Genomic DNA, 24799 nt, shown 5'->3' on the forward strand with positions numbered 1-24799 from the left:
TTGGTGTCCCAGAAGTCCGCCCACGACTCCGGCTTCTTACCGCCGAAGGCATCGGTGCGGTACGCGATGCACTGACCGTAAAAGCTGCTGCCCACGGCGTGCTCGGTGATCTGGTTGTCAGGGATCTTCGCGCTCTTCACGCTCTTGACCCGGTCCAGGTCCAGGGTCTCCAGAGCGTCCTGGGCCACGTACTTGTAGTGAGACATCATCGCGTTGTTGATGAGGTCACACTGCGGCCGGCCCTGCTTGATCTGCGCCAGCAGCGGAGCGTCGTCCAGGTTCAGCACCTTGACACTGATGCCGGTCTCCTGCGTGAACGGCGTGTAGATCGCCTTCTGCAGAGCCGCACCGTAAGAGCCGCCGCTGTCACGGACGACCACCGTCTTACCGCCCTTGCCACCACTCCCACCGGCCGTCCGGCTGGAGCCGGTACCGCAGGCGGAGAGGGAAGGAAGAGCGGCGAGGGCGGCCAGGCCGCCTGCTCCGCGCAGGAGCGCTCTACGACCGATCTGGGCATCACTCATGGCAATACTCCTCATCTGGGAACGCGTGGGACCAGCTGTGCGGGGGCTTTACCTCGCAGGCGGGGGGGATCGTTCAGGGCGGCGAACGCGGACAGAGCATCGTCCGCCTGCGTTGCCGATCGCCGTTTTGGGCGTGCCGATCGCCGCTTTTGACAGGCGGTGATCAGCGGAGTGGGGGGCCTCACCAGAGCCGCGGCATGAGGGCTCTGGTGAGGGATGAGTCAGAGCCGAGTCTGCGGCTGAGGGACGTGCCGAGCGGTCCATCGGCCCGGCGGTTGCTCAGCGGGTGGTTTCACGAGAGATCTCGAAAACGAGCGGGGCGCACGGCATCGGCATCACATCACGGTCACGTGCCGATGTGCGGAGGCCGGCGATGCGTCGCGGTGGCCGGGGTGGCGCGGATGCGGTCCTCGGCACGGGCGCACTGTGGGTGGGCAGTTCGTCTGCGGCGACAGGGGCATGCGCTCGACTCGTGGTCGATCGGTCATGCCGCAGTCGGCGGACGCCCGAGGCGGAAGGCGCGACGGAGAACAGGCTCGTTGAGCTCCTTGCTGGTGGTGATGCCCCAGCAGGGTGTTCAGCCAGCGGTGTACCCGCCGTCGACGGCCAGGACCGATCCGGTCACGTACGACGACTCCGACGATGCGAAGAAGAGCACCGCGTCAGCGACCTCTTCGGGGGTGGCGAGACGTTGGAGCGGGATCGTGCTCTCGCGCTGGCGGCGGTAGCCCTCGGGGTCGGGCCTGCGCTGGAACGCCGCTTCGATGATCGGGGTGGCGGTCAGGCCAGGAGCGACGACGTTGACGCGGATGTTGCGCGGGGCCCACTCGATCGCCGCGCCCTTGGCGAGCATGATGAGGCCCCCCTTGGCGGCGGAGTACAGGACCTGCCCGGCCATGCCGACCATGCCCAGCCGTGAGCTGACGCAGACGAACGAGCCGCCGGACTCGGGCATCAGCGGCGCGAAGTGCTTCATCACCAGGAACGCGCTGAGCAGGTTGCTCTCCAGCACGTTCTTCGCGTCGTCGCAGGCCATCTCGGTGAGTGGGCTGTCGGCCTGCAGACCGTGGTTGAGGACGACGACGTCGACGGTGCCGAAGGACTCCGCGGCCTGCTTGGCCAGGTGCTCGACGAACGCCTCGTCGTTGAGGTCTCCGGGAACGTACAGGTCGTCGGGCTGAGCGCTGTCGAGCCGCTCCTTGCGGCCGGTGAGCAGCAGCCGCCCGCCCTCGCGGCGGAAGTGGGAACTCACCGCCTGCCCTATGCCACTGCTGGCGCCTGTCACCAGGGCCGTGACGTTCTTGAGTCTCATGTCAGGCACTCCTCTTACGGGGGAGGTCGGTCGGGGATGGGGGCTTGGGGAGGACGGGGGTCTCGTCCCATGCCGGTCAGTTGAGGAATCCGCGGGCGTCGACGGGCCAGCGCTCCAGCGACGTGCCCGTGCTGTCGGTGACGATCAGTTCCTCGAAACCGAGGACGACCGGGCATACGTGGTTCGGCACCACAGGGACGACGGTGCCGACGCTGGGGCGGAACTCGCCGTCCGGCAGCGGAAGGAACCCGTGGTACTCGTTGACCTTGGACAGGACCGCCTTCGTGCCGGCGATGCCGCCGTAGCCGATCTCGGGGCTTCCTTCTTTGCTGAGGGCCTTGTTGCCCACATCGACGATGACCTGGCCGGGAACCCAGTCGCTGACCACGGTGCCGGCGACGAACAGCGCGATCTGGTCCTCCGTGCAGGAGCCCAACCGGGCGTTGTTCAGATCGCCGAAGACGTACTCGCCGGGACGGATCTCGGTGATCACGCTGCTGGTGGAGAACTCGAGGGTGGGAGTGGAGCCGGCGCTGACCACCTCCGCGGTGACCCCGACGTCGGCGAGGCTGCGTACGGCGGCGATGAGCGCGGCTTCCTGGTCCTGGGCGGCGCGTCGGCGAGCGTCCGGGCCGACGCCACCGTGACCGGGATAGGTGAAGACGCCTACCGGCACCAGACCGCGCTTGCGGGCGGCGAGCGCGAGATCGCCCGCGGCCTCGGGCGGCGCCCCGGAACGACGGGCGCCGCAGTCGACCTCGATCACGACCTGCAGCCGGTCGGGTTCGTCTCCCATCGCGTCGGCGAGAGCCTCGATCGCCGCGACGTTGTCGACGCCGACCCGCAGCCGGGAGGACTCGGCGAGCCGGCGGATCCGGGCTCGCTTCGTTCCCGCGGCCCAGATCGGGTAGGCGAGGAAGATGTCGTCGAACCCGGCTGCGGCGAAGACCTCGGCCTCACCGACGTTTCCCGCGGTGATTCCGACCGCGCCGGCCTCGATCTGGCGTCGCCCGATCTCCACGCACTTGTGCGTCTTGACGTGCGGCCTGACCTTGAGGTTTTGCTGGTCGGCGAAGCCCTGAATGCGGTCGATGTTGCCCTGCATGACGTCGACCAGCACGATCGGCACGGGGGTGTCGATCCGCTCGACCAGAGCGTCGAGTGCTCGTTGCAGCCGGTTCACGCTGCCCTCCTCGGGACGGCGGTGCAGACCATCTGGATCTCGACAGGGCTGTTCAGCGGCAGCCCGGCGACACCGATCGCGGTGCGAGCGTGTCGTCCGTTCTCGCCCAGCACCTCGATCAGCAGGTCACTGGCCGCGTTGGCGACGTTCGACTGCTCTCCGAAGTCCGGCGTACTGGCCACGAAGACCAGCATCTGCACGATCCGGACCCGGTCCAGCTCACCCACCGCCTGCACAGCGGCGGCGAGAGCGTTGAGCGCGGCATGGCGGGCCAGTGACCGCGCCGTCTCCAGCTCCACGTCCCGGCCGACAATGCCCTGGCCCAGCAGCCAACCGTCCTTGTAAGGCAGTTGGCCCGAGATGTAGATGCTGGAGCCCACCGACCGGTGGTGCACGTAGTACGGGTTGTCGTTGAGTTCGGGAAGGGCGAGGCCCAGGGCCTGAAGCCGAGCGGAAGCCGAACCGGTGCTCGCTGCCGATGTCACGGGCTGGCTCATCGCGTCACCGCCGCGGACGGCATAGGGAACAGACCAACGCGGTTGGTCACAAGTACCTGTTTAACATGAATCTTGATCATCTGTACTCGGTTCTCTCCTCGAGTATCAGTGGCCACAAAGCGCCATATCGGGGCTTAAAACCGCCGTCTATTGTCGTTTGTCGACCATATGGCTGCCCGTAGAGCACTGTCAATACAAACTTCAACGCTCGGGTGCGGCCTCGGAGCACACGCAGCAGCGCACCTGTCCGCATGACAAAGAAGGAAAAGAGGGAGGTGAGGCGCCGTCAGGGCGGTGGACGATCGGCGGACCGGCAGCAGCGATACGCCGGGGGCGGGCACTGCCGAAGGACCGCGACAGCATCAGCAGCCGCACCGAGTTGCGCCCGACCCCGCACCCAGCCTGCTGAATGGGTTGCCCAGGGCCTGTCGTTTGGTTCATGCCGGCTTCGGGCTACGGCACCTTGATGGCTGCTGGTGAGCGGGGCTTGGTGCGTGCAGCCGCAAGGCGGGGGAGGGAGTCAACGCGATGGGGGTCCCCCCCCCGCGCGAGTTGTTCGAGCGTGGGGGAGTTGGCAACCGACGACAACGCAGCAGATGTGCGTACCAAGCCCCGCGGCCCAGGCGTGATCCAAACGACAGGCCCTAGCCGCACGCACGGCTCAGGGCCGCCCGGCACCGCTCTGCAACGTCAAGGTGGCAAGCGCGCTTCGGCGCTTCACGCAGGGGGCGTGACCTCATACGTGCCGGGGCGCACGTTCCCCGTGATCTCCCGTCTGGGCTCGCAGCCCCATGGGGAAATGGGCGGCCAGTTCCTGGCGGAACGCGTCGGTGTCGCCTTCCAGGGCGACCGCGGCCAACCTCTCGTGCTCGACGACCAGTTGCTGCGGGTTGTCGCTGTACGTGCGGTGATCGACGCTGAGGTAGAGGCGCAGCTTGGTCTCCCAGCCGTTCCACATGCCCTGCAGGACGCCGTGGCCCGAGAGGTCGTAGAAGAGCCTGTGGAAGCGGAGGTGCGCGTCGATGCTGGCCGGGATGTCGTCCTTCTCCATGGCCCGGCGCAGATCCTCGACGGTCTGCAGCAACTGAGGCCGCTCAGGACCACGCAGCGCTTCGGCCGAGAGCTCGGCGGCGTACGGTTCGACGTGCAGCCGGACCGAGTCGATCTCGGCGACCTCACGAGCGCTCACCTCTACGACGAACGCCCCCCGGTAGGGGATCTTTACGACGAGCCCCTCCTCCTCCAGCTTGGTCAGCGCCTCGCGCAGCGGGGACCGGCTGATCCCCAGATCTGTGGCGATGTGTGCCTCGCGCAGCTGGCCACCAGGAGGGACGCTTCCATCGAGGATGGCTGCACGCAGCGTGCGGTAGACACCGTCCGGCGTCGTCGTCCGCTGCTCCTGCCACTCGAACTTGTGGTCCACCCCGTCGCCCTCCCCTGCTCACGCCACCTGGTCGTTTGTCGACTATACCCCCGCCGATTTGGCATCAACACCTCAAGCCGACCACCCGGACACGGGATCCCCGAGCTCGCGTGACGCGGAGACCATTGACAGCCGAGAGACTTGCGGTCGACAATCGACCGAAAGATGGTCGACAATCGACCATGCATCACACTGCTCCCTTGAAGCACGAGGAGGACCCTGTGGGATTCGATGCCAAGCCCAAGTTCGCGACGTTCGACATGAACGGAACGCTGATCAAGTTCAGCATCAACGACGCGATGCGTGAGGTTCTGGGCGACCGGCTGCCGGCCGAGGTCGCCGACGATTACCTGCGGATCTGCAAGGCGTACCGGATCGACGAGTGCACGGGCGCGTACCAGCCGTTCCACCAGGTCGTCGCCCGCTCCATGGAACGCACCTCGCGCAAGGTCGGTCTCGAGTACCGCGAGGAAGACGCGCGGGCGGTGTACGAGACCATCCCCACCTGGGGCCCGTACCCCGGTGTCACCGAGGCACTGAACCGCCTGGCCGAAGAGGTCCCGCTGGTCATCATCACGAACAGCGACACCGCGCACGCCGAGCGCCTCGCGGAGAACCTGAAGGCCCCGTTCGAGGTTGTCATCAGCGCCGAGGAAATGGGCATCTACAAGCCGCGACTCGGCGCGTTCGACTACATGCTCGACAAGCTCGGCGTGACACCCGACGAGATCGTGCACGTCTCCGCGAGCCCGATGTACGACCATCGCTCCGCGGCCGTCATGGGCATCGAGAACAAGGTGTACATGGACCGCGGCTGGGAGCAGGACGAGCACTGGCTCGGCTACGAGCGGATCACCGACATCGCCGACCTCCCCGTCCTCTTCGGCCTCCCTCGTCCCTGACCCCTGAGCCTGAGCGGAGAACTCCCCTCATCTGCACTGCGGTGCGGCGGCGAACCGGTCATGAGCAGTACGGCTGTGAACCGGCTCCCACCGGCCCTGGACACGTTCGTCGAGCGAATCGACACCCCGGCGCCGACTGTGCCGGCCGACGTGATGCGGGACAACGTCGTCTTTGACAGCTCACGGCTCGGCACGGTCGGCGAGCCCGAGGAAGTCCAGTGCTCCGCCATGGGGGCAGCCTCATCCTGCTCGCCAAGGGCGCGGCGAACGAGTGGGCTCCTCGGTTCCCAGACCCAGAAGAAGGACACACCATGAACGCCCTCGCGGCACGGCCCCGAAACGGAGAGCTCGGCTTCTGGGTGGCCCAACTGGCCGACACCAGGCCCTCGTTCCCCCGTTTCACCGGCCAGGAATCCGTCGACGTGGCCATTGTCGGCGGCGGCTACACCGGCCTCTGGGCAGCTTACTTCGCCAAGAAGCTCGAACCGTCGCTCTCGGTCGCCGTCTTCGAGGCCGAACAGGTGGGCTACGGCGCATCAGGACGCAACGGTGGCTGGCTCTCGGCGATGCCCCCGGGCAACCGTGCCGCCTTCGCCCGCGCCGGCGGAGGGCTCGAAGCGAGCCGGGCACTGCAGCAGGAATTCGTCGCCGGCGTCGACTCCGTCCTGGACATCCTCCAGGCCGAGGGCATCGATGCGGATCAGCACAAGGGGGGCGCACTCGTCGCCGCCCACACTCAGGCGGGGCTGGGCCGACTTGTCACCAGGCGTGACGCCGATCTGAAGTACGGGCTGACCGAGGACGAGATCCAGCTGCTCGACCGGGACGAGTTCCGGAGCCGGATCAACATCTCGACCGTCCACGGCGGGCTCTTCTACAAGCACTGCGCGCGGATCCACCCCGCGAAGCTCGTCTACGGCCTCGCCGACACCCTGACCTCCATGGGGGTGAGGATCTACGAGGGCAGCCCCGTGGACAGTGTCGGCAGCAGAACTCTCACGTTGGCCGACGGAGGTGTCACCGCGGCCAGGACGTTCATCTGCACCGAAGGCTATTCGGGACAGCTGCTGGGCAGCCGGACCCTGATCCCGGTCAATTCCTCGATGATCGTGACCAAGCCCCTGCCGGAGGAGGCATGGCAGCAGATCGGCTGGGACGGGCTGCAGTGCCTCAGCGACTCCGCGCACACGTTCATCTACGCCCAGCGGACGTCGGACGGCCGTATCGCGATAGGGGGCCGCGGTGTCCCCTACCGCTTCCGGTCAGGCACAGGGGGAGCCGGTGCGACCGCCCAGTCCACCATCGACCTGATCTCGCACAAGCTCGGTTCCTTCTTCCCGGGGATCCCCTTCGAGGTGGACCACGCCTGGTCGGGAGTCCTGGGCGTCACGCGGGACTGGAACGGCGGCGTGCACTGGGACCCGGCATCCGGGGTCGGATCGTCCACCGGCTACGCGGGACACGGCGTCACGTCGGCCTACGTCGGCGGCAGAACTCTCGTGGAGCTCGCCTTCGAGAAGGAAACCGAACGGACCACCCTGCCCTGGGTCGGCTACCGGGCACGGAAGTGGGAACCGGAGCCCATCCGCTGGCTGGGCGTTCACGCCATGTACCGGCTCTTCGGTATCGCCGACCAGTGGGAAGAGCGCAGGAGTTCCAGCAAGACCTCACTCCTGGCCAGATTCGGCAGCAGGCTCGCCGGACTCCACGAGTAAACGAAAAGGAAACTGCTCTCATGGACGCACAACTCGCAGTCATCGGCTTGGGCAGCATCGGAAGCATGGCCCTGTGGCAGGCCTCCCGGCTGACCGACTCGGTCGTGGGCTTCGAGGCCTCCACCCCCGCCCACGGCCGCAGTGCCGTGGGCGGAGACACCCGCCTGTTCCGCATGATCTACCTCGGCAGGCCCGAGTACTACCCCATCATCGAACGCTCCCGCGGCCTGTGGGCCGAGCTCGAAGGGGAGACCGGGCAGGACATCCTCACGACTACCGGGGGGCTGTCCATCGGGACGGCGAACGGCAGCTTCATCAACAGCCTCCTCGAGGCAACGCGCATCACCGGAGCCGAGCACTGCGTCCTCAGCCGGGAGGAGATGGCGGAACGCTACCCCCAGCACAACCTCCGCCCCGACGACTGCGCCGTCTATGACCCCCGCGCCGGCGTTCTGCGCACCGACCGCGCCGTCAGCGCCGCCGTCGCGGCGGCCCAGGCGAACGGCGCCACCGTCCTTCAGAACACACCCGTGGACCACATCACCGAAACCGACCACGGCGTGGTCATCACCTCGGGCGACAGAACCTGGACGTTCGAGAAGGTCATCGTCGCCTCGGGCGGCTGGTCCCGAAGGCTCATGCCCCACCACCTCAAGGCCGTCTCGGAAACCCATCGGATCGTCCTGACCTGGTTCATCGCCCAAGACGGCACGCAGTTCTCGCCGGAGAACTTCCCCGTCTTCAGCCGGTGGTACGAGGATCGTTCCATGTACGGCGCACCCGCCGTCGACGGCGTGACGGTCAAGGCATCGGTGGACGGACCGCTGGCCGGGCGCGCAAGGGCAACCCCCGACCCGGACTCCGTGCCCAGAGAACTCACCCGGGAAGAAATCGAGAAGGTCACCGAGATCGTCACCGAATTCTTCCCCGGCCTGATCCCCACCATCGCGCGCTCCGACGCCTTCCCCGACCTCTTCACCCAGGACAGGCATCCCCTCCTCGGCTGGCTGGATCAGAACAGCAGCATCTACTGCGCCACCGGATTCTCCGGAAAGGGCTTCAAAATGGCCACCGGCTATGGCCACATCGCCGCACACGAGGCGCTCGGCAAACAGACCATCGAGGGCCTGGACTTCGTGCGTCCGGACCGGTTCAAGACCAGGTAGCCGCCCACTCCCGCCGCCTCGGCGGAGTAGCCTCGGTATCGCCATTCGGCTGACGGTCGTTGGGGGACTCATCTCTTTATGCCCCCCCACGACCGTCTGTCATCTGCTGACCTGTCCACCCGTGAAGAGACTCAGCCTTGGAGGGTGTCCTATGTGGTGAGGCGGACGAGTCGCTTGTCGCACCACAGGGGTGCGGCGAGGCCGAGAAAGGCCAGTTGGTTGCGGGAGTGGCGTTCGTAGCGGGGGCTGAGTCTGGTGAGGCTGCCTAATGCTGATGTCAGCTGGGCTGGGGCGGGATGTACTGGACGGGAAGGACACGGACAGCCGGGTCGGGAGCCGACAACAGTCTGCGCAGCTGCCGGTTTTCCAATGTCAGTTGGTTGACCACCCGCACCAGCCCTTCAACATCGGCCCGGAGTTGTTCGAGCTCGGCTTCGTCCTTCTCGCGGAGTTCCTTGAGCGGTACGACCTGTTTGCGGAGCCGGGTCTCGGCGTCGGTGGGTTGTCCCCGCTCTTTGACTTTGGCGTAGAACTCGTTCTTCAGATCGAGGTGGCGCTGAGTGAGGGCGTTGCGGGGGACACCGGCCTCGAGGGCGGGGGCCACGATGGTCAGGGCCCCGTTGGAGCGCTCGGGCTGGCCGGTCAAAATGCGGTTCATGGCGGCGCGGATGCGGTCGCGCTCGTCTGCGGAGCCCGAGACCGACCCTGAAGGGCTCACGAACCCCCGCCAGCGACTCGACCTCTGGTCGGGCACGCTCACCAGCAGCTTCGAGTGCGCCGGACAGCAGATACGGGTCACCACCGTCGCCGACCCGCACCATGCACGGGTCGCCTTCCGTATCGAGTCGGAGCTCCTGGCCAGCGGCCTCGCCGGTGTCGTCCTGAGATTCCCCTACGCCAGCGACGGCTTCTTCCAGACCTCCGACTGGACCTCGCCCGACAAGCACGAGTCGAAGCTGGAGCTGCTGGGGGAGCGGGCGGGCCGTATCGGGCGGGTGCTTGACGACACGACCTACGCGGTACGGCTGGACTGGACCGAGGGCGCGCTGTCCGCGACGGAGGAGCCGCACGAGTTCGAGCTGACCGGCTCGGCGAACACGCTGGAGCTCGTGGTCGGCTTTTCTTCGGACGAGTCGGGTGGCGAGCTCGGCAGCGGCACGTTCGCGTCCGTGGCTGACGCGGCCGCCGCCTGGTGGCGCGACTTCTGGACCTCGGGTGCCGCCGTCGACTTCGCGGGCAGCACGAATCCGCGGGCGGCGGAGCTGGAGCGCCGCGTCGTGGTGTCGCAGTATCTGACCGCCGTGAACAGCTCCGGCTCGCTCCCGCCCCAGGAGTCGGGCCTCGTCGCGAACTCCTGGTTCGGCAAGTTCCACCTGGAGATGCATTGGTGGCACGGGGCCCACTTCGCCGCCTGGGGACGCCCGAGCTGCTCGCCCGCAGCATGGACTGGTATCTGTCCATCCTGAATTCCGCGCGCGAGACCGCCAGGCGACAGAGCTACGAGGGCGCCCGCTGGCCCAAGCACGTCGGCCCGGACGGCCGGGAGAGCCCGTCGGACATCGGCGCACTCCTCGTCTGGCAGCAACCCCATCCCCTCTACCTGCTCGAACTGCTTCATCGCGCCCTGCCGGAGTCCCGACGCGCGGAGTTGGTCACCCGCTTCGCCGAACTCGTCGAGGAAACAGCCCGGTTCATGACCGCCTTCGTCGAGGAGCGCTCGGGCACCTACCACCTGCCCGCGCCCGTCATGCCCGCGCAGGAGTTCTACGACGCGAGGACGACCGAGGACCCCACCTTCGAACTCGCCTACTGGTGATACGGGTTGGAGATCGCCCAGTCCTGGCGGGAGCGCCGGAACTCGTCGGGCAGATGCACAGTGATCACGGGGTCGCACTGCGCATGGGTGTCGGAGTGGCGCGGTTCGTGGAATCCGCGGGCCGAGTGGTCGCCGTCGAACTGGCCGACGGCACGCGGCTCGACGCGGACCTGGTCGTGGTCGCCGTGGGGTCCACACCGACGACGGGCTGGCTGTCCGACTCCCGTCTGCGCCTCGGCAACGGTGTGGAATGCGACGCCGGTTGCCGGGCCGCCCCCGGCATCTACGCCGCCGGGGACGTCGCCTCCTGGTACAACCGGCACTTCGGCGGGGGCGGGCGGGCGTACCTGTATGAGCTGGCCTGGCAGTCCCCGGGCCAGGGCGGACTGCTGCGCGCCTGCCACGGCCTGGACGGTCCGCTGCTGTTCGGCACCTACGACGCCCACCTGGGCCCGGTGGCCATCGGCCCCGAGCACACCGCCGAGGCCCGCGAGCTGACGTCCCAGATCCGCACGGCCTGGACGTCCTTCGCCGCCTCGGGCGACCCGGGCTGGCCCGCGTACGACCCCGAGCAACGTCTGACCCGGATCTTCGACACGGAACCGTCGGTCACCACATACCCCGAGGAGACCTCGCGCCGACTGTGGCAGAACCACACCTTCGAGGCGATGCCCCTGCTGTCCGCCACACCGACCGCCTGAGCGGCTTCACGGGAAGCCGCTCAGGCCGCTCAGCAGGCGCTCAACAGGCAGGCGTCTCGTCTGAGGCTCGTCAAAGAGGTGCGTCAGGCAGACCGGAGGCGGGGGGAGTCGTCATCGTGGGTCCTCTGACCAGCAGAAACCTCAAAATTGAGTCAAGCCTTGTCAATTTTGGTGATGGCGAGGTATATAGATGTTGTCGTCTCATGCGCATCCCGTCTTCGGGAGAGGAGTTGACCGATGATGCTCATGCGAACCGACCCCTTCCGGGAGCTGGACCGGCTCACCCAGCAGGTGCTGGGGGCCGCGGCGAGGCCGGCGGCCATGCCGATGGACGCCTTCCGTACGGGTGACACCTTCGTCGTCGAGCTTGACCTGCCAGGCGTGGACCCCGAGAGCATCGACCTGGACGTCGAACGCAACGTGCTGACCGTCAAGGCAGAACGCCGCCTGAGCGCCGACGAGAACGCTGAGATCGTGATCGCGGAACGGCCCACCGGGTCCTTCAGCCGCCAGCTCTTCCTCGGCGAGACCCTGGACACCGAACGTATCGATGCCTCCTACGAGGCCGGTGTGCTGCGGCTGCGGATCCCGGTCGCCGAGCAGGCCAAGCCCCGCAAGATCGCCATCAGTGGCGGCGACTCGCGCAAGCAGATCAGCGGCTGAGCCCACGGCACGAGGCGGGCGGGAGCCCGGGCCCGCGGCTCCCGCCCCGCGCCGATTCCCGCTGGGCGGTGGTTGTCCACTCGGGAGGACGTCATGCGTATGCACTGGGGCGCGTTCATCGCCGCGGTCCAAGAACGCGGCCAATACCCCTCACAGGAAGAGGCGGAACGATCTTCCCGCGTCGTGCTCGCCTTGCTGGGCGCTCATCTGGTGGGCGAGGTGCGCGCCGAACTGGCCGCCCGGCTCCCCGAAACGCTGGCGCTGGTTCTCCTCAACCCCCTCCAGGCGCACGAACCTCTCCCGCCGGAGCGGTTCATCCGGGCGACCTCGGCCTGGATCGAAGGCGCAACAGAGAAGACCGCGACGTGGGACGTCAGCGCCGTGCTCAGTGTCGTGGCCGACGTCGCGGGCGAGGACCTGACCGATCGGCTCCTGCTCCAGCTCCCGCCCGGCTATGACCTGCTCTTCGGCCACCCGCAGCCGAGCTGAACACCGGTCCGGGCTTGGACACGGCGCCTGCAGGACACGCTCCAGGTCGCAGTGCATCCGACCGGGCCCGGCAGCGGCCCCCTCCGATCGTGCGAGGAGGCCGAGAAGGGCCGTCCGGCCTTCCAATGCTCACACCAGCACATCCGCCGCCCTGGAGCCTGTTTCCCGGGCGGGGTTCAGTCATCCTCTCAGGTCAGGTGCTCTTCCCCGGCTCCGCTGCGGGGATGCTCGCCGGGCTGGCGCGGAGCATGGCCTTGTAGAGGGCGCTGTGCTCGGGCGAGTCGGGCAGGGGGCCGCGGGCCGGGGCCTCGAAGGACTGGATCATCAGGGCGACGACGCGTCGCCAGGCGTCGGGAGCGACGTCGCCGCAGGCGTTGACGACGCCGGCGTTGGCCATGTGCAGCAGCACCAGGTCCGAGGGGTCGAAGTCCTCGCGCAGACGGCCCGCGGCTTTGGCGCGGTTGATGAGCTGCACATAGGACTCGTACGCCTCGTCGCGGCGCTTCTCCAGAGCCTTGGCGGTGGGGAAGGTCATGGTCAGCACATCGGCGAAGCCGTAGTCGGCGGCCTGCATCGCGCAGACGGTTTCGATGAACCCCGTGAGTCCCTGCCAGGGGTCGGGGTTGTCGAGGGCGACGGTGACCGCGTCGGCGTAGGCGTCCATGCGGTCGGAGAAGACGGCGGCGACCAACTCCTCCTTCGTGGGGAAGCGACGGAACATGGTGGCGATCCCCACTCCCGCCTCGCGGGCCACGGAAGCCATGGAGGCGTTCAGGCCATCCCGCCTGAACACTGTGCGTGCGGCGGCGATGATCCGCTCGCGGTTGCGCTCGGCGTCACTGCGCAGAGGCTGGGCGGCGGGGTCGTCAGTGTGCTGCGCGCCAGGGTTCATACCGACCACTCTAACAATTGGAACTGTCTATCCATTTAGAGTGCTACTCTGATCACGGGGAACCGGACAAGGTTATCCAGATCCTCGAATTGGATAGGCCTATCCGACTTGGGGGGTCTCCGTGCCGCCTGACACGCCCCTTTCCCCACGACGTCTTACGAAAGGATCGCCGTGACCAGCATCGCCATCGTCGGAGCCGGCCCCCAGCTGGGCCTGGCCATCGCCCGCACCTTCGGCTCCCACGGCTTCGACGTCGCCCTGATCTCCCGCAACCGCGACAAGCTCGCCGATCTCGTCGGCCAACTCACCGCGGAGCGCATCACCGCCGCCGCGTTTCCCGCGGACGTCCTCGACCGGGACGCGCTCACCCAGGCGCTCAAGGACGCCGCCACGCAGTTCGGCGGCATCGATGTCCTGGAGTACTCCCCGGTGGGGACGCTCGGCTCAACCGTTCTGACCACTCCGTCCGAGACCGACCCGTCCCATGTGCAGCACGAGATGGAGTTCCTGCTCTACGGGGCCATCGCCGCCACGAAGGCAGTGCTGCCCGCGATGCGTGAGGCCGGCGCGGGCACCCTGCTCTACACCACCGGCGCCGGCTCCATCGCCCCCGTGACGGAGATCGCCAACGTCAACGCAGCCGCGGCGGCGCTGCGCAACTGGGTGATGAACCTGCACACGGAGCTGGCCGGCACCGGTGTCCAGGCCGCCCACGTTGCCATCGACGTGACGATCGGCACCTCCACCTTCTACGGACAGCCGAGGGCCACGGCCGAGCAGATCGCTCCCGTCTACTGGGACCTGCACACCAACCGCGACGAGGCCGAGCACATCTTCAAGCGCTGACACCGCACCGGATCCGCTGCCCGGGGGGTGTGAGGCGGGCCGCCGCCGCGCCGACGGGGTGCGCAGGCGCGGCGACGGCCCTGGGATGTCCGGCAGCGACGGGGGCGAGCTGCCGGACCGGTCAAGGGACCCGTCCCTGAGGGGAGTGCTGGTGTCAGAGCAACGCCTCGGCTGTGATGGGCAGTTCGCGGATCCGGCGGCCGGTGGCGTTGAAGACGGCGTTGGCGATCGCGGGCGCCACCCCGACGTGGACCACCTCGCCGAGCCCCTTGACGCCGAGCGGGTCGCGCATCATCGACGGCCACGCGGGTGTCTCCGACGAGACCTGGGCCCAAGTGCGCAAGCACTACGACGACGACCAGGTCATCGCGCTGGTCTCCCTGATCGCCATGATCAACGCGACCAACCGGCTCGGCGTGATCCTCAACAACCAGGGCGGCGCCTACGAGCCCGGCAATCTCGCCACCATCGCCGTCTGATCACCATCGATGCCGCTGGGCCCGCCCTCGATCGTTCGATGCGGGCCGGCCCAGCGGCACGGCCAATGTGAGCTGTGGCCGCTCACGTGAAGCGGGCGTTCAAGTACCGCTTCTATCCCCGACCGATGCGCAGGCCGCCGAGCTGTCGCGCACGTTCGGATGCGTGCGGAAGGTCTACAACATGGCGCTGGTGGCCCGCACCGAGGCGTGGGCGCGACAGCAGCGGGTCAACTACGACCAGACCCCGGCCATGCTGACCGGGTGGAAGAAACCGAGGAGCTGGCCTACCTCAACGAGGTCTCCTCCGTTCCGCTGCAGCAGGCGCTGCGGCCACCGTGCAGTGGAGCCGACGGGGCCATGTACGTCGTCCACGGCGGCTTGATGCGCCGTCACGAGGCCCCTCAAAGAGGGTCTCTATCGCCCTGCGGGAAACCGTACCGTCCCTGCAGCTGGACGAAGCGGGCCGCGGTGAGAACCCGCCGCTGCTCCAGTCCCGATGCGGTGCGCAAGAAGTACACGACCTGTTCGTGTCCGCCCGGCCCGATCGGCTGTACCAGGCGGCCGGACGGCCGCACCTGTGCGATCAGCGGTGCGGGTACCTCCGGGAACGCGGCCGAGACGACGACCGCGTCGTACGGAGCGCGGTCCGGCACACCGCCGCTGCCGTCGCCCACCCTCAGTTCTACGTTTCGTACCTTCTGCCGTGCGAGATTGTCGCGCGCCTGTCGGGCGATGTCCGGCCCGATCTCGATGCTGACCACGTCGGCGGCCAGCCGAGCGAGCAGGGCGGTCTGGAAGCCGAGGCCGGTCCCGATCTCGAGGACATGCTCGCGCCCTTCCAGGCCGAGGCTCTCGATCATCATGGCGGACAGCGACGGCTGCGTGGTGACCTGGCCCTGCCCGATCGCAACCGGTACGTCCCGGTAGGCCATGGCCAACTGACTGGCCGGGACGAATTCCGCCCTGGGCGTCGTCCGCACGGCCTCGAGCAGCCGCTCGTCCCTGATCCCGGCGGCTCTGAGGGCCTGCACGAGATCCGCGGGCTCCTTGGACATGGGGCTCATGGGCGGGTCACCACACCGCCAGGCTAGGCGGTCGCGTACGCCGGGACATGCCGGTCTGCTCCGACAGGTGGACCGTCGAACCGCCGGCGCGAACCGCACCTAATGCTGAACCCCCCAATCGGTCACGGGCGACAGGGCCGACATACGAAGTGACCGGTTCGGGGAAAGGGCCAGGACTTCGGGCGGCGCCTACCAGCATCACGACGCCCGAGTCGGCCGCGGCGTCGTCCGATCCGGGCCCGCCCGCGGCGGTTACTCGGGCCGGTCTGCTCGTTCGAGCCTGGCCACCTCGAACTCCACCCGGACATCGTCGGCCAGGCGCAAAGCGCCCAGGAATGCGGTGTAGGGCTTGATTCCCCAGGTGGTTTGCTTGACGGTCGCCCAGCCGCGCAGGAGCCTGTCGCCATTGGACTTCCCGTGCACCGTCACCGGGTGGGTCCGGCCTTTGATGGTGAGGTCTCCGGTGATCTCGAAGGACTGGGTCGTTCCCGTGATCTTGGTGGACCGGAAGGTGATCGTGGGGTGCTCTGCGGTGTGCAGCAGGGCTGTGTCTCCCAGTGTCCGTTTGATCTCCGCCCGGTCGGCATCAGTGAGCGGTTTCAGTCCGCCCGTTCCTTCCCGGACCTCCAGCGAGCCTGTCTCGACCGTCACCCGCACCGACGACCTGTCCGGGTCGTCGGCGGCCACCACCGCCTCCCCAGACCATCGGGCGGCCTCGATCGTGAGGTCGTGCCCGGCCCTGCGGCCCAGCCCGGCACGGCCGGTCTTGATCAAGAGACGGCAAGTCGACGGTCCGAGCCGGTATGTTCCGTCTGTGAGCGTCACGGCGCCGAGGGTACGGGGCGAACGCGGCCGCGTCGTCGAGGCAGCCCGTTCGGCGTGTCCCTGGTCTTTGGCCCGCGAAGGGGCTGCCCACGAAGCCGGATGGCGAAGGCGGGGCCACGGCGCCCGCCTTCGACTGCGAACCGTGTGGCCCGCCCGGCGGGGCAAGGCAAGGAGACTCGCTGACGCCCGGGGGAGCGGTGTGACCTGACGGCACCCGCTTCGCCTCCGGTGGGTGACGTGTTTCGACGGGCTCGGTTCGTCGTGAGCCGGAGCGCCGTCGGAGCGGGGCTCGGGGCCGGTCCCGCTGGGCACAGCTACCGCTGTGGCACGGCGAGTTCGCGGCCGTAGTAAAAGCCTTCCCGCTCCTCGACGACGTACGGGGCCATGTGCGCGCGTCGCTGCGCTTCCGGCTCGGAGGTGCGCCAGGAGTCGCATGCATCCTTGGAGTCCCAGAACGACACTCCGGTGATCTCCTGTCCGTCCTCGGACCAGTACGCAAAGGCGCGGCGAAGTCCCTGAGGGTAGGGGGCCGGGCGCCATGCCCTCTCGAACTCTTCCAAGGAGCCCGGCCGGAGGCGGCGCGTCGTCACCCAGACGAAGTGCTCCTCCATCGCAGCCTCCTCTCCAACACCGATGCGGCTTACCGACCACTTTCAGACCACCGTAGGCCCGAAGCACCGCTTCCGCCTGCGCAGCGATCGACTGACCGCCGAGGATCCCCGGCGCGGTTTCGGGCTACGGCCGCCTGGTGCGCAGGTGTCATCGGTGTGTCCGGGGGTTCCCTGCCCGAACGCGACCGCATCCACCTCAAGGCCGTACTGGCGCAGTGCCCCGAGCTGACGCTCTCGCCGGACACGTCCGCAGCTTCGGCCACATGCTCACCCACCTGGAGGGCGACCAGACCACTGAGAGCGTGGTGTGGGAATGTGCCAGCCGTGAGCAGCATGATCGTGGTCAGCGGCGGTCTGTCCCTGATCCACGGCCACCCCGAGGGCCACCTCTGAGCAGGTGAGACCACGCCCCCACGTCGACGAGCAACAGCCGGAGCGGTTCACACGTTGCCCCCCGACTGTCAGTGCCGCCATCTACGCTGCCGGGCATGGTCCGTTCCTGGAGGCGATGGGGGTAATGGTGCGCAGGCCGGTCGAGGGCGAGGTCCATGTTCACTACGGCCAGATCTACGTCGAGAGCGATCCGGACAGCTTCGGCCCGGACCTCGCGGAGGCATTCGCCGGGCAGAGCGCCGGGCTGTGCGGGGCGGCGATACCCGGCACGCTGTGGCTGTCGACCGGGCTGCACACAGGCAACGTCGGCTTCACCGTCGAGGTGCACGGCCAGGCCCCGCCGCTGGATGCGGCGTGGGAGGACGTCGTGGAGGTGTCCTTCCGTCCGGTGTCGGGCAGCAGCGCACTCGTGCAATGGGCGGGCGAGGCCTCCTGGGAGCTGGACCTGGAAGAGACTGACTACCGGGTGCGTTACTGCGCCAAGGGCATGGATGAGGCACACCGGCAGGACACCCGACTGGACAGCGAGCCCCAACTGGACTGCTACCTCCTGCAGTTCTGGCCCGACCCGTCCGCGCCGGACCACGTCCTCAAGCAGACCTCGGCGATCGCCGCCTACTGGCACGACTACGCCCGCAAGCAGCCACCCCCTCCCACACCCGCCGAACGTGCCGAAGCCGAACGCCAAGCGCGGCTCGCGCAGGAACAAGCAGAAAGAGAACGCCGGCTCGCCTACGAACGATGGGACTGGGGCGGGCAACTGCCCAGCCAGGCCCTGCGCAACGTCGGTGGCAACGTACGCGGCCTGCTCCGCTTCGACCCGGCCCTCGTCCACGCCATCGACGCCGCCGGCCCCACCACCCAGCGTGCGGTAGCCCTGCTGGCGGCGCGCCACGCATGCGAGGCGGCCGGTCTCACCGACCTCGACTGGATCGCCGCGGGACTCACCGCCCTGGCCGAAGGGCGTCCGCTGCCGCCGCCCTTCGACGACCCGACCCACGTGTGGCAGGCCCTGGAATCCGACCCGAGCGTCCCCGACAGAACCGTCGCCCAGGCCATCCCACCCAAGCGGCCGCCCTTCGAGGCGCCCGCCCGAGACGGCGCACCCACGCCGATGCCCAAACCTGGGCAGACGCCACAGACCGTGGGCCCCGCGGCCGCCGCGACGAAGTCGCCAAGCCCGCCCGGACCGCCGACACCGCAGCCCGCCGAATCAACGCCGCACGCGCTCATGGTCACGATCGGGGCGCCGGATGCCGCCCTGCGGATGTCCCAGCCGCACATGGCCGTCCCCGCGCTGCTCGGCGCCGCCGAAGCCGACCCGCTCCAGGCAGCCCTCGATGCGGTGTACGCAGCCGTGGCCGCCCACGGAGAGGACTACCGGGCACTTCTGCAGGAGATCTGGTCCGCCTGTCAGGGACGTCCGTAGACGCATGCGGGCACACCGGCCGCGACAGCCGCACCGAAACGCCACTGGACGGTGGCTGCTTCGGCGGCCGCTTGAGGTGGCGCTTCGCCGCGGCGCAGACCACCAAGTCGCTGAATACTGCATCGGCCAGGTAGATGGAACCCCCAGAGGTACTGCGGTTCCTGGCCTTCGCCGGTCAGCCCAGGTCGGACATGTCGAGTACGAAGCGGTAGCGCACATCGTTGCGCCGGAGACGGTCGAGGGCCTCGTTCACACGTGCCGAGGGGAGCACTTCGATGTCGGCGCTGATGCCGTGCTTGGCGCAGAAGTCCAGCATGGCGGCGGTCGCGGGCCTGCCGCCGCTGCCTGCGGAGCTGAGTCTCTTGCGCCCCACGAGCAGGTCGGTGGTTTCCACGGTGATGGATCCGAGGTGCCCGAGGTGGCTGAGCGTCCCGTCCATGGCGACCAGGCGCAGGTACGGGCCGAGGTCGTGCGGAGCGGAGATGGTGTCGATGACAACGTCGAACCGGTCGCGGGCGTCAGCCATCTGTTCCGGGTCCGTGGAGACGATGAGACCGTGGGCGCCGAGACGGCGAGCGTCGTTGACCTTGTCCGGTGAGCGGCTGACAACCGAGGTGTCGGCGCCGAGCGCTACGGCGATCTTGACCGCGAGATGGCCCAGGCCGCCCAGTCCCGCCACCGCGACGCGGGTTCCCGGCCCCACACCGAGGGCGTGCAGCGGTTCCCAGACGGTGATCCCGGCACAGAGCAGAGGAGCGGCGGCGGCCGGATCCAGACCGGCGGGAAGAGGGTAGGCGAAGCGGTCGCGGACGATGTACTCGCGGGAGTAGCCCCCCAGGGTGGTCGATCCGTCGTGCCGGTCGATGCCGTCGTAGGTCAGGGTCGGGAAGGCATGGCAGAAGTTCTCCTGGCCGGCCCGGCACATCGCGCAACCGCCGCACGAATCGACGATGTTGCCCACCGCGACCGGGTCGCCAACGGTGAAGCGGGTGACCGAGGGTCCGGTCTCGGTCACCACGCCCGTGAACTCGTGCCCCGGCACCAAGGGCTGGCCGCCTTCGCCGTCCCGGGCGCTGACGGCATGCAGATCGGTGTGGCAGACACCGCAGTAGTCGACCCGGACCGCGAGGTCGTCGGGGCGCAAGTCGCGCCGTTCCAGTGGCGTCCGCCGTAGCGTCGTCGACGGACCTTCCACCTGCCAGCCAACGGTGCTCCTCATGGCGCCTCCTCTTAGACAGACTGTTCGGTCTATTTGAGCGTAGAGCTATCTGGCACCCACAGGCAAACCAACTGTTCTGTTTGGTAACGTAGGGGCATGGCTGATCAGCCCCTGACCTCGCGTGGAGCCGCGACGTACCAACGCATCCTCGATGTGGCGATCCAGGAGTTCGCCGAGCATGGGATCGCCGGCGCGCGCGTCGAGCGGATCGTGGCCGCGGCACGCACCAACAAGGCGCAGCTCTACGCCTATTTCGGCAACAAGGAAGGGCTCTTCGACGCCATCTTCTTCGGCTCGCTGGAGCGGATCGTGAATGTCGTCCCGATCGACGCCACCGACCTCGCGGACTGGGCCGTACGCCTCTACGACGAGTATCTCCGCCGCCCCGACCTCATCCGACTGGCCACCTGGGCACGCCTGGAGCGACGCCCGGCCGGCCACCTGGTCGACAACCCCGACCGCCTCGACGACCACAAGCTGGGCGCCATCGCCGAGGCCCAGGCCGCCGGCCTGGTGCGCCAGGGAGACCCGTTCGACGTGATGGCCATGGTGATCGCCATGTCCATGGCCTGGTCACCGGTCAGCAATGTCTACGCGGCGACCGCACAGGAGCCCCCCGAACTGCACGAGCAGCGTCGCGCCCTGCTCCGCGAGAGCGTCCGCCGCGCCATGACAGCCGACTAAGAACTCCTAACGAAATGATCTTCGAGGTGGTTGGATCGCTCCGGGACCGTTGATCCGGGGGTGCGGGGTGGCCCGGCCGAAGCCGTGGGATGTCGATGACGAGTTGTGGGCGGTGGTTGAGCCGCTGCTGGCCAAGGTTGAACGGCGGGCTCGGCATCCAGGAAGGAAGCGGCATCCGGACCGGCTGGTGTTCCAGGGCCTGCAACATTGCAGGATCGTCGAGATCTCAGGGTCGTGGAGACACTGTGGACGGCCGCCTGAGCCGAGCGGCAACTGCTAGCGTTCGGGCCGATCATTACTGGGTCGACCTGGGGGAGTAACCCGCGATGAAGCGTCCGATGGCCGTTGTCGGCGTCGCCACCGCCGCCGTTCTACTGGCAGGTTGCGGCGGCAGCGACGACAAGTCCGACTCGAAACCCGAGAGCGGCGACAGCACCGCAGCCGCCACACCGTCGGCGCCGGCAGCCGCCTCCTTCGACCCGCCCAAGGCATTCGTCGCGATGTCGGCGTTCGGCGTCGAGCGCACGGACAAGGACAACCAGTACACACTCAAGTCCGGCATGGTGGGCCAGAGCTCCCTGATCGCGGGACTCACCGGTGTCACCGGCCGCAACATCGCCGCGCAGGGCGAGCCGTGGACCGTTCCGTCCGCTGCGGCGCCCACCACCGAGACGCTGGACGTGACCGCACCGATGGGCGTCCAACTGGACGGCAAGGACGTCGTAGCGATCGCTTACGTGCAGAACGACAAGGGCAACGGCACCCAGAAGGCCAAGGGCCAGGTGGTGTTCCAGTGGCTCAACGCGACCGACGGCAAGAAGGTCGCCGAGGTCACCGCGGACCTCACCCCGGCCCTCGGCGCCGGCCAAGGCGGCGACAACGTGGTGAGCCAGGGGTATGACGCCGCCACCGGGCAGATCGTCGTCGGTGTCGGGGCTGACGGCGAGGAGGCCGCCAAGAAGGGCGGCGAGGTGTTCACCGTCTATGCCGATCCGAAGACCCAGAAGTCGAACGTCATCCCGTTCGTCACCCCTGCGGGCGTGCTGAACGGTGTCGTCGCCGGTGCGAAGGGCAGCAACCGGGAGGGCGCGGCCGACGGCACGATCGTGATCGCCGATGGCCCCACCGGCAAGATCACCAAGCAGACCCCGACCAAGCAGGACTACCTGAAGCCGGCAGGCAGCGGCTCCAAGCGCGCCTACCTCGCCTCCAACTCGTACACGGGCAACGACAAGTACAACAACGTCCTCTACTCGGTGGACATCGCGGGCGGCGCCGTCGTGCAGACCAAGTCACAGGTCGTGGACGAGCAGGTGAGCACCTTCACCTGCTGGGGCGACCAGGCCAAGGCCGTGGTCTGCACGTCCGGCGAGTCCGGCGGCAAGGAGATCATCGGCTTCGACGACACCACCGGCAAGAAGGTCTGGGGGTACACCGACAAGTCGGCGAGCCGGGACGTCCCTGCGGTCACCGCGGCGTACCACGGCATCGTCTACGCCCAGTCCGAGGTGCAGCCGGTGCTGATGAACGCGGCGACCGGCGCGGACGTCAGCACGCCAACCGCGACCTCGATGCCTTCGCACAGCAAGGACCCGAGCACCACGAACGGCTCGGACATGTCGCTGTACGACGGCAAGCTGAAGTCGCCGACGGCGGTCACGAAGTACGGCGGCGCCTACCTGCAGGCCCCGAGCGGCAGTAACTACGACTTCGAGTCCATCCTGATCGCGCTGGCACCCACCGCCTGATCACCTGAGAACGGGCCAGAGGGCCGGGTCACCCGGCCCTCTGGCCCGAACCGATACGGCGGCTAAGAACCCCTAATGAAATGATCTTCGAGGAGGTTGGATCACTCCGGGACTGATGCACCGGGGGTGCTGGGTGGCGCGGCCGAAGCCGCGGGAAGTCGACGACGAGCTGTGGGCGGTGATCGAGTCGCTGCTGCCCAAGGTTGAGCGTCGGACCCGGCATCCGGGACGCAAGCGGCATCCGGACCGGCTGGTGTTCCAGTGCATTCTGTTTGTCCTGCACACCGGGATCTCCTGGGAGCATCTGCCGCAGGAACTCGGCTTCGGCTCGGGCATGACCTGCTGGCGCCGCCTGGCCGAGTGGTCCGAGGCCGGGGTGTGGCCCCGGCTGCACGAGGTCCTCCTTGCCAAGCTCCGCAGCGCGAACGCCCTGGACTTCTCCCGGGCGGCGGTCGACGGCTCCCACATCCGGGCGTTGAAGGGGGGGTTCCAAGACGGGCCGAAGCCCTGTTGACCGGGGCAGAACTGGTAGCAAACACCATTTGATCACCGATGCCACTGGCATCCCGCTTGCGGCCACGCTGACCGGCGGCAATCGCAACGATGTCACCCAGCTCATCCCGCTACTCGAAGCGGTGCCGCCGGTGCGGGGCAAGCGCGGCCGGCCCCGGCGTCGCCCGGACATGGTGCTGGGCGACCGCGGCTACGACCATGACAAGTACCGCCGCCTGGTCTGGGGTCTCGGTGTGAAGCCGCTGATCGCCCGCCGGGGCACCGAGCACGGCTCCGGTCTGGGCACCCAACGCTGGGTCGTAGAGCGCGCCTTCGCCCACCTGCACTGGTTCCGCCGCCTGCGGATCCGCTGGGAGATCCGCGACGACATCCACGAAGCCTTCCTCACCCTGGGATGTGCACTCATCTGCTGGCGACGTCTGCGCTCACGCTGTTGACCCGTCTAGCAAGTTGGACGAGGGGACTGCGGGTCAGGAGTGCATGCTGCTTCCTGGGCGGCCATAACCTCATCGCCGTACTCGAAGGCCCATGCGCCGACGGCGTCGATGGGGGCCAGCAAGGTCCGTCCCAGAGCGGAGAGTTGGTACTCGACCCGTGATGGCGCGTCGGGGTCTGCCTGCCGGTCGACCAGTCCGTTGAACTGCAGCCGGCGCAGAGTCTCGGTGAGGACCTTGGAACTGATGCCCCCGATCCGCTCCCGTAATTCGACCGGGCGCCTGGGACCGTCGCGCAGTGCCCAGAGCACCACGGCGTTCCAGGTGTTGGAGAGCAGGTCGAAGGCGAGGCGGGCGCGGCAGTCGGCGAGGAAGGCGTCGGTCGTCACGTACCAAATGGTGCCCGAACGGCCTTCTAGCGTCGGTGTGAACGGTCGAAGCAGGCACGGAGAGGGACCACGTGATGAGAATCGGCGTACTGGGCACGGGCAACATGGCCGACGCGCTCGCCACCCACTGGGTGCGGGCCGGGCACGATGTGACCGTCGGGGGGCGGGACGCACACAAGGCGGAGCGGCTCGCGACGCGCATCGGAGGCAGCGCGAAGCCTGGCAGTCTGCGCGCGGCGGCCGAGTCCGGCCAGGTGGTGTTGGCCGCGCTGCCCTTCGGGGCGGGAGTAGACGTGGCACGGGACCTGCACGCGGCACTGGAGGGCAGGGTGCTGCTCGACTGCTCCAACCCGGTGGGGCCGGGCTTCCGGCTGCTGACGGAAGGAGGCCCCTCAGCCGCGCAGCAACTGGCTGTGGCAGCACCGGGCGCCCACGTGGTCAAAGCTTTCAACCTCTGCCACGAGGACGTGTGGCGGATGCGGCCGCCTGTCTTCGATGGGCGACCACTGGCCGTTCCGGTCTGCGGGGACGACGAGACGGCTCTCGTGCGTGCACGCGAGTTGGTGCGGGACGTGGGCTGTGAACCCGTGGCTGGCGGCGGTCTCGAACGTGCGGGACTCCTGGAAGCGACCGCCGCGCTGTTCATCGCGCTGTGGGTCGGCGAGGGAGCGGATGCCCAGGCAATCGCCCCTCCGCTGGCATACGCGGCCGGACCGAGCCACCAGGAAGCGGAGGGCGGCACGGCGGCTTTCCGTTAGGGGTTCTAGGGTCTGTCTTCAAACGGATTTTGCCCAGAGCAGGAATGACGCGAGGGTGACCGCCGCTTCGTAGGAGGTGGCGGTCTTGTCGTATCTGGTGGCGATGCCGCGGAAGCCTTTGAGC

At 68.2% G+C, this 24799-nt stretch carries 27 protein-coding genes and 3 pseudogenes; 17 read left to right on the forward strand and 13 right to left on the reverse strand.

What is annotated here, in order from left to right; translation table 11 throughout:
* The 5 genes from FE633_RS44000 to FE633_RS44020 all read right to left on the reverse strand — a co-directional run.
* A partial coding sequence (locus tag FE633_RS44000; protein ID WP_138050783.1) for an extracellular solute-binding protein occupies positions 1-524 on the reverse strand: 524 nt, incomplete at its 3' end.
* Positions 525-1101: 577 nt separating this feature from the next.
* Positions 1102-1836, reverse strand: a complete 735-nt coding sequence (locus FE633_RS44005; RefSeq protein ID WP_138050784.1) for an SDR family NAD(P)-dependent oxidoreductase — start codon at positions 1834-1836, stop codon at positions 1102-1104.
* A gap of 76 nt (positions 1837-1912) precedes the next feature.
* Positions 1913-3019, reverse strand: a complete 1107-nt coding sequence (locus FE633_RS44010; RefSeq protein ID WP_138050785.1) for an alanine racemase — start codon at positions 3017-3019, stop codon at positions 1913-1915.
* Positions 3016-3516, reverse strand: coding sequence for a RidA family protein (locus tag FE633_RS44015; protein WP_138050786.1), 501 nt, complete (start codon positions 3514-3516; stop codon positions 3016-3018). Before FE633_RS44015 ends, FE633_RS44010 begins: the two co-directional genes overlap by 4 nt.
* A 736-nt stretch (positions 3517-4252) precedes the next feature.
* Positions 4253-4939 carry a GntR family transcriptional regulator gene (locus FE633_RS44020; RefSeq protein ID WP_138050787.1) on the reverse strand — a complete coding sequence of 229 codons (687 nt, stop codon included), beginning with the start codon at positions 4937-4939 and terminating at the stop codon, positions 4253-4255.
* A gap of 200 nt (positions 4940-5139) precedes the next feature.
* Here FE633_RS44020 and FE633_RS44025 point away from each other — a divergent pair, with 200 nt between their 5' ends.
* The 3 genes from FE633_RS44025 (at position 5140) to solA (ending at position 8722) form a co-directional block, all read left to right on the forward strand.
* Complete coding sequence (locus FE633_RS44025) at positions 5140-5841, forward strand: haloacid dehalogenase type II (RefSeq protein ID WP_246114109.1); 702 nt, start codon at positions 5140-5142, stop codon at positions 5839-5841.
* Positions 5842-6152: 311 nt separating this feature from the next.
* Positions 6153-7556: an NAD(P)/FAD-dependent oxidoreductase gene (locus FE633_RS44035; protein WP_246114110.1), complete on the forward strand. Its 1404-nt coding sequence runs from the start codon at positions 6153-6155 to the stop codon at positions 7554-7556.
* A 20-nt stretch (positions 7557-7576) separates the two neighbouring features.
* Entirely contained in the window at positions 7577-8722 is a 1146-nt protein-coding gene (solA, locus tag FE633_RS44040) for an N-methyl-L-tryptophan oxidase (protein ID WP_138050790.1), read from the forward strand.
* A 277-nt stretch (positions 8723-8999) separates the two neighbouring features.
* Here solA and FE633_RS44050 read toward each other — a convergent pair whose 3' ends face one another.
* A complete protein-coding gene (locus FE633_RS44050; RefSeq protein ID WP_138050791.1) occupies positions 9000-9380 on the reverse strand; it encodes a hypothetical protein in 381 nt (126 codons plus the stop codon).
* Between FE633_RS44050 and FE633_RS44055 the strand changes: the two genes are divergently transcribed.
* From FE633_RS44055 to FE633_RS44075, 5 genes are all read left to right on the forward strand, one after another.
* Complete coding sequence (locus tag FE633_RS44055) at positions 9379-10188, forward strand: hypothetical protein (RefSeq protein ID WP_138050792.1); 810 nt, start codon at positions 9379-9381, stop codon at positions 10186-10188. The genes FE633_RS44050 and FE633_RS44055 overlap by 2 nt on opposite strands.
* Positions 10164-10538, forward strand: coding sequence for a hypothetical protein (locus tag FE633_RS44060; RefSeq protein WP_138050793.1), 375 nt, complete (start codon positions 10164-10166; stop codon positions 10536-10538). Before FE633_RS44055 ends, FE633_RS44060 begins: the two co-directional genes overlap by 25 nt.
* The gene (locus FE633_RS49030) at positions 10535-11239 is read left to right on the forward strand and encodes an FAD-dependent oxidoreductase (RefSeq protein ID WP_281291344.1); all 705 of its coding nucleotides are present in this window, start codon (positions 10535-10537) and stop codon (positions 11237-11239) included. The genes FE633_RS44060 and FE633_RS49030 overlap by 4 nt, the downstream gene beginning before the upstream one ends.
* A gap of 240 nt (positions 11240-11479) precedes the next feature.
* A complete protein-coding gene (locus FE633_RS44070; protein ID WP_138050807.1) occupies positions 11480-11902 on the forward strand; it encodes an Hsp20/alpha crystallin family protein in 423 nt (140 codons plus the stop codon).
* 93 nt (positions 11903-11995) lie between these two features.
* Positions 11996-12391 carry a DUF2267 domain-containing protein gene (locus FE633_RS44075; RefSeq protein WP_138050794.1) on the forward strand — a complete coding sequence of 132 codons (396 nt, stop codon included), beginning with the start codon at positions 11996-11998 and terminating at the stop codon, positions 12389-12391.
* Between the two features lie 193 nt (positions 12392-12584).
* Here the strand turns inward: FE633_RS44075 and FE633_RS44080 are convergent, their stop codons facing one another.
* Entirely contained in the window at positions 12585-13283 is a 699-nt protein-coding gene (locus FE633_RS44080) for a TetR/AcrR family transcriptional regulator (RefSeq protein ID WP_138050795.1), read from the reverse strand.
* A gap of 171 nt (positions 13284-13454) precedes the next feature.
* Between FE633_RS44080 and FE633_RS44085 the strand changes: the two genes are divergently transcribed.
* Positions 13455-14129 (forward strand): SDR family NAD(P)-dependent oxidoreductase, encoded by a 675-nt coding sequence (locus FE633_RS44085; RefSeq protein ID WP_138050796.1) that lies wholly within the window; start codon positions 13455-13457, stop codon positions 14127-14129.
* Between the two features lie 154 nt (positions 14130-14283).
* On the opposite strand, the gene FE633_RS47605 is transcribed toward FE633_RS44085, so the two are convergent.
* A complete protein-coding gene (locus tag FE633_RS47605; protein ID WP_171060378.1) occupies positions 14284-14472 on the reverse strand; it encodes a hypothetical protein in 189 nt (62 codons plus the stop codon).
* Here FE633_RS47605 and FE633_RS44090 point away from each other — a divergent pair.
* Positions 14399-14608, forward strand: a pseudogene (locus FE633_RS44090) (carboxymuconolactone decarboxylase family protein); the annotation flags it as partial. The gene FE633_RS47605 and the pseudogene FE633_RS44090 overlap by 74 nt on opposite strands.
* A gap of 74 nt (positions 14609-14682) precedes the next feature.
* Positions 14683-14938: pseudogene (locus tag FE633_RS44095) on the forward strand (helix-turn-helix domain-containing protein); the annotation flags it as partial.
* A gap of 71 nt (positions 14939-15009) precedes the next feature.
* Here the strand turns inward: FE633_RS44095 and FE633_RS44100 are convergent.
* From FE633_RS44100 to FE633_RS44110, 3 genes are all read right to left on the reverse strand, one after another.
* The gene (locus tag FE633_RS44100) at positions 15010-15663 is read right to left on the reverse strand and encodes a protein-L-isoaspartate(D-aspartate) O-methyltransferase (protein ID WP_246114112.1); all 654 of its coding nucleotides are present in this window, start codon (positions 15661-15663) and stop codon (positions 15010-15012) included.
* Positions 15664-15924: 261 nt separating this feature from the next.
* Positions 15925-16497, reverse strand: a complete 573-nt coding sequence (locus FE633_RS47610) for a YceI family protein (RefSeq protein WP_171060379.1) — start codon at positions 16495-16497, stop codon at positions 15925-15927.
* Positions 16498-16811: 314 nt separating this feature from the next.
* On the reverse strand, positions 16812-17108 hold the full coding sequence (locus FE633_RS44110) for a hypothetical protein (protein WP_138050799.1): 297 nt from the start codon (positions 17106-17108) through the stop codon (positions 16812-16814).
* A 508-nt stretch (positions 17109-17616) separates the two neighbouring features.
* On the opposite strand from FE633_RS44110, the gene FE633_RS47615 reads away from it, so the two are divergent.
* Positions 17617-18930, forward strand: a complete 1314-nt coding sequence (locus tag FE633_RS47615) for a hypothetical protein (RefSeq protein WP_171060380.1) — start codon at positions 17617-17619, stop codon at positions 18928-18930.
* A gap of 175 nt (positions 18931-19105) precedes the next feature.
* On the opposite strand, the gene FE633_RS44120 is transcribed toward FE633_RS47615, so the two are convergent.
* Positions 19106-20149, reverse strand: coding sequence for an NAD(P)-dependent alcohol dehydrogenase (locus tag FE633_RS44120; RefSeq protein ID WP_138050800.1), 1044 nt, complete (start codon positions 20147-20149; stop codon positions 19106-19108).
* A 96-nt stretch (positions 20150-20245) separates the two neighbouring features.
* Here FE633_RS44120 and FE633_RS44125 point away from each other — a divergent pair, with 96 nt between their 5' ends.
* The 4 genes and pseudogenes from FE633_RS44125 to FE633_RS44140 all read left to right on the forward strand — a co-directional run bounded on the left by FE633_RS44125 (position 20246) and on the right by FE633_RS44140 (position 23531).
* Positions 20246-20833, forward strand: a complete 588-nt coding sequence (locus tag FE633_RS44125) for a TetR/AcrR family transcriptional regulator (RefSeq protein ID WP_138050801.1) — start codon at positions 20246-20248, stop codon at positions 20831-20833.
* Positions 20834-20900: 67 nt separating this feature from the next.
* Positions 20901-21035, forward strand: a pseudogene (locus tag FE633_RS49035) (IS5/IS1182 family transposase); the annotation flags it as partial.
* Positions 21036-21159: 124 nt separating this feature from the next.
* On the forward strand, positions 21160-22581 hold the full coding sequence (locus FE633_RS44135) for a hypothetical protein (protein WP_138050802.1): 1422 nt from the start codon (positions 21160-21162) through the stop codon (positions 22579-22581).
* A gap of 115 nt (positions 22582-22696) precedes the next feature.
* A protein-coding gene (locus FE633_RS44140) for an IS5 family transposase (RefSeq protein WP_425473320.1) occupies positions 22697-23531 on the forward strand; the annotation gives its coding sequence in 2 pieces (ribosomal slippage) (positions 22697-23062 and positions 23064-23531; 834 coding nt in all).
* A 5-nt stretch (positions 23532-23536) separates the two neighbouring features.
* Here the strand turns inward: FE633_RS44140 and FE633_RS44145 are convergent.
* Positions 23537-23917, reverse strand: a complete 381-nt coding sequence (locus FE633_RS44145) for a winged helix-turn-helix transcriptional regulator (RefSeq protein WP_138050804.1) — start codon at positions 23915-23917, stop codon at positions 23537-23539.
* 74 nt (positions 23918-23991) lie between these two features.
* Here FE633_RS44145 and FE633_RS44150 point away from each other — a divergent pair, with 74 nt between their 5' ends.
* Entirely contained in the window at positions 23992-24675 is a 684-nt protein-coding gene (locus tag FE633_RS44150; protein ID WP_138050805.1) for an NADPH-dependent F420 reductase, read from the forward strand.
* Positions 24676-24799 lie beyond the last annotated feature (124 nt).

The sequence above is a fragment of the Streptomyces montanus genome (genome assembly GCF_005786655.1).
Classification (GTDB): domain Bacteria; phylum Actinomycetota; class Actinomycetes; order Streptomycetales; family Streptomycetaceae; genus Streptomyces; species Streptomyces sporangiiformans.

Bases quoted from the DNA above. Each gene is read 5' to 3' on its own strand.
- FE633_RS44005 (WP_138050784.1), bottom strand. From the start codon at position 1,836: ATGAGACTCAAGAACGTCACGGCCCTGGTGACAGGCGCCAGCAGTGGC.
- FE633_RS44015 (WP_138050786.1), bottom strand. From the start codon at position 3,516: ATGAGCCAGCCCGTGACATCGGCAGCGAGCACCGGTTCGGCTTCCGCT.
- FE633_RS44035 (WP_246114110.1), top strand. From the start codon at position 6,153: ATGAACGCCCTCGCGGCACGGCCCCGAAACGGAGAGCTCGGCTTCTGG.
- solA (WP_138050790.1), top strand. From the start codon at position 7,577: ATGGACGCACAACTCGCAGTCATCGGCTTGGGCAGCATCGGAAGCATG.
- FE633_RS44055 (WP_138050792.1), top strand. From the start codon at position 9,379: ATGGCGGCGCGGATGCGGTCGCGCTCGTCTGCGGAGCCCGAGACCGAC.
- FE633_RS44050 (WP_138050791.1), bottom strand. From the start codon at position 9,380: ATGAACCGCATTTTGACCGGCCAGCCCGAGCGCTCCAACGGGGCCCTG.
- FE633_RS44060 (WP_138050793.1), top strand. From the start codon at position 10,164: ATGGACTGGTATCTGTCCATCCTGAATTCCGCGCGCGAGACCGCCAGG.
- FE633_RS44070 (WP_138050807.1), top strand. From the start codon at position 11,480: ATGCTCATGCGAACCGACCCCTTCCGGGAGCTGGACCGGCTCACCCAG.
- FE633_RS44075 (WP_138050794.1), top strand. From the start codon at position 11,996: ATGCGTATGCACTGGGGCGCGTTCATCGCCGCGGTCCAAGAACGCGGC.
- FE633_RS44080 (WP_138050795.1), bottom strand. From the start codon at position 13,283: ATGAACCCTGGCGCGCAGCACACTGACGACCCCGCCGCCCAGCCTCTG.
- FE633_RS44100 (WP_246114112.1), bottom strand. From the start codon at position 15,663: ATGTCCAAGGAGCCCGCGGATCTCGTGCAGGCCCTCAGAGCCGCCGGG.
- FE633_RS44110 (WP_138050799.1), bottom strand. From the start codon at position 17,108: ATGGAGGAGCACTTCGTCTGGGTGACGACGCGCCGCCTCCGGCCGGGC.
- FE633_RS47615 (WP_171060380.1), top strand. From the start codon at position 17,617: ATGGGGGTAATGGTGCGCAGGCCGGTCGAGGGCGAGGTCCATGTTCAC.
- FE633_RS44120 (WP_138050800.1), bottom strand. From the start codon at position 20,149: ATGAGGAGCACCGTTGGCTGGCAGGTGGAAGGTCCGTCGACGACGCTA.
- FE633_RS44125 (WP_138050801.1), top strand. From the start codon at position 20,246: ATGGCTGATCAGCCCCTGACCTCGCGTGGAGCCGCGACGTACCAACGC.
- FE633_RS44135 (WP_138050802.1), top strand. From the start codon at position 21,160: ATGAAGCGTCCGATGGCCGTTGTCGGCGTCGCCACCGCCGCCGTTCTA.
- FE633_RS44150 (WP_138050805.1), top strand. From the start codon at position 23,992: ATGAGAATCGGCGTACTGGGCACGGGCAACATGGCCGACGCGCTCGCC.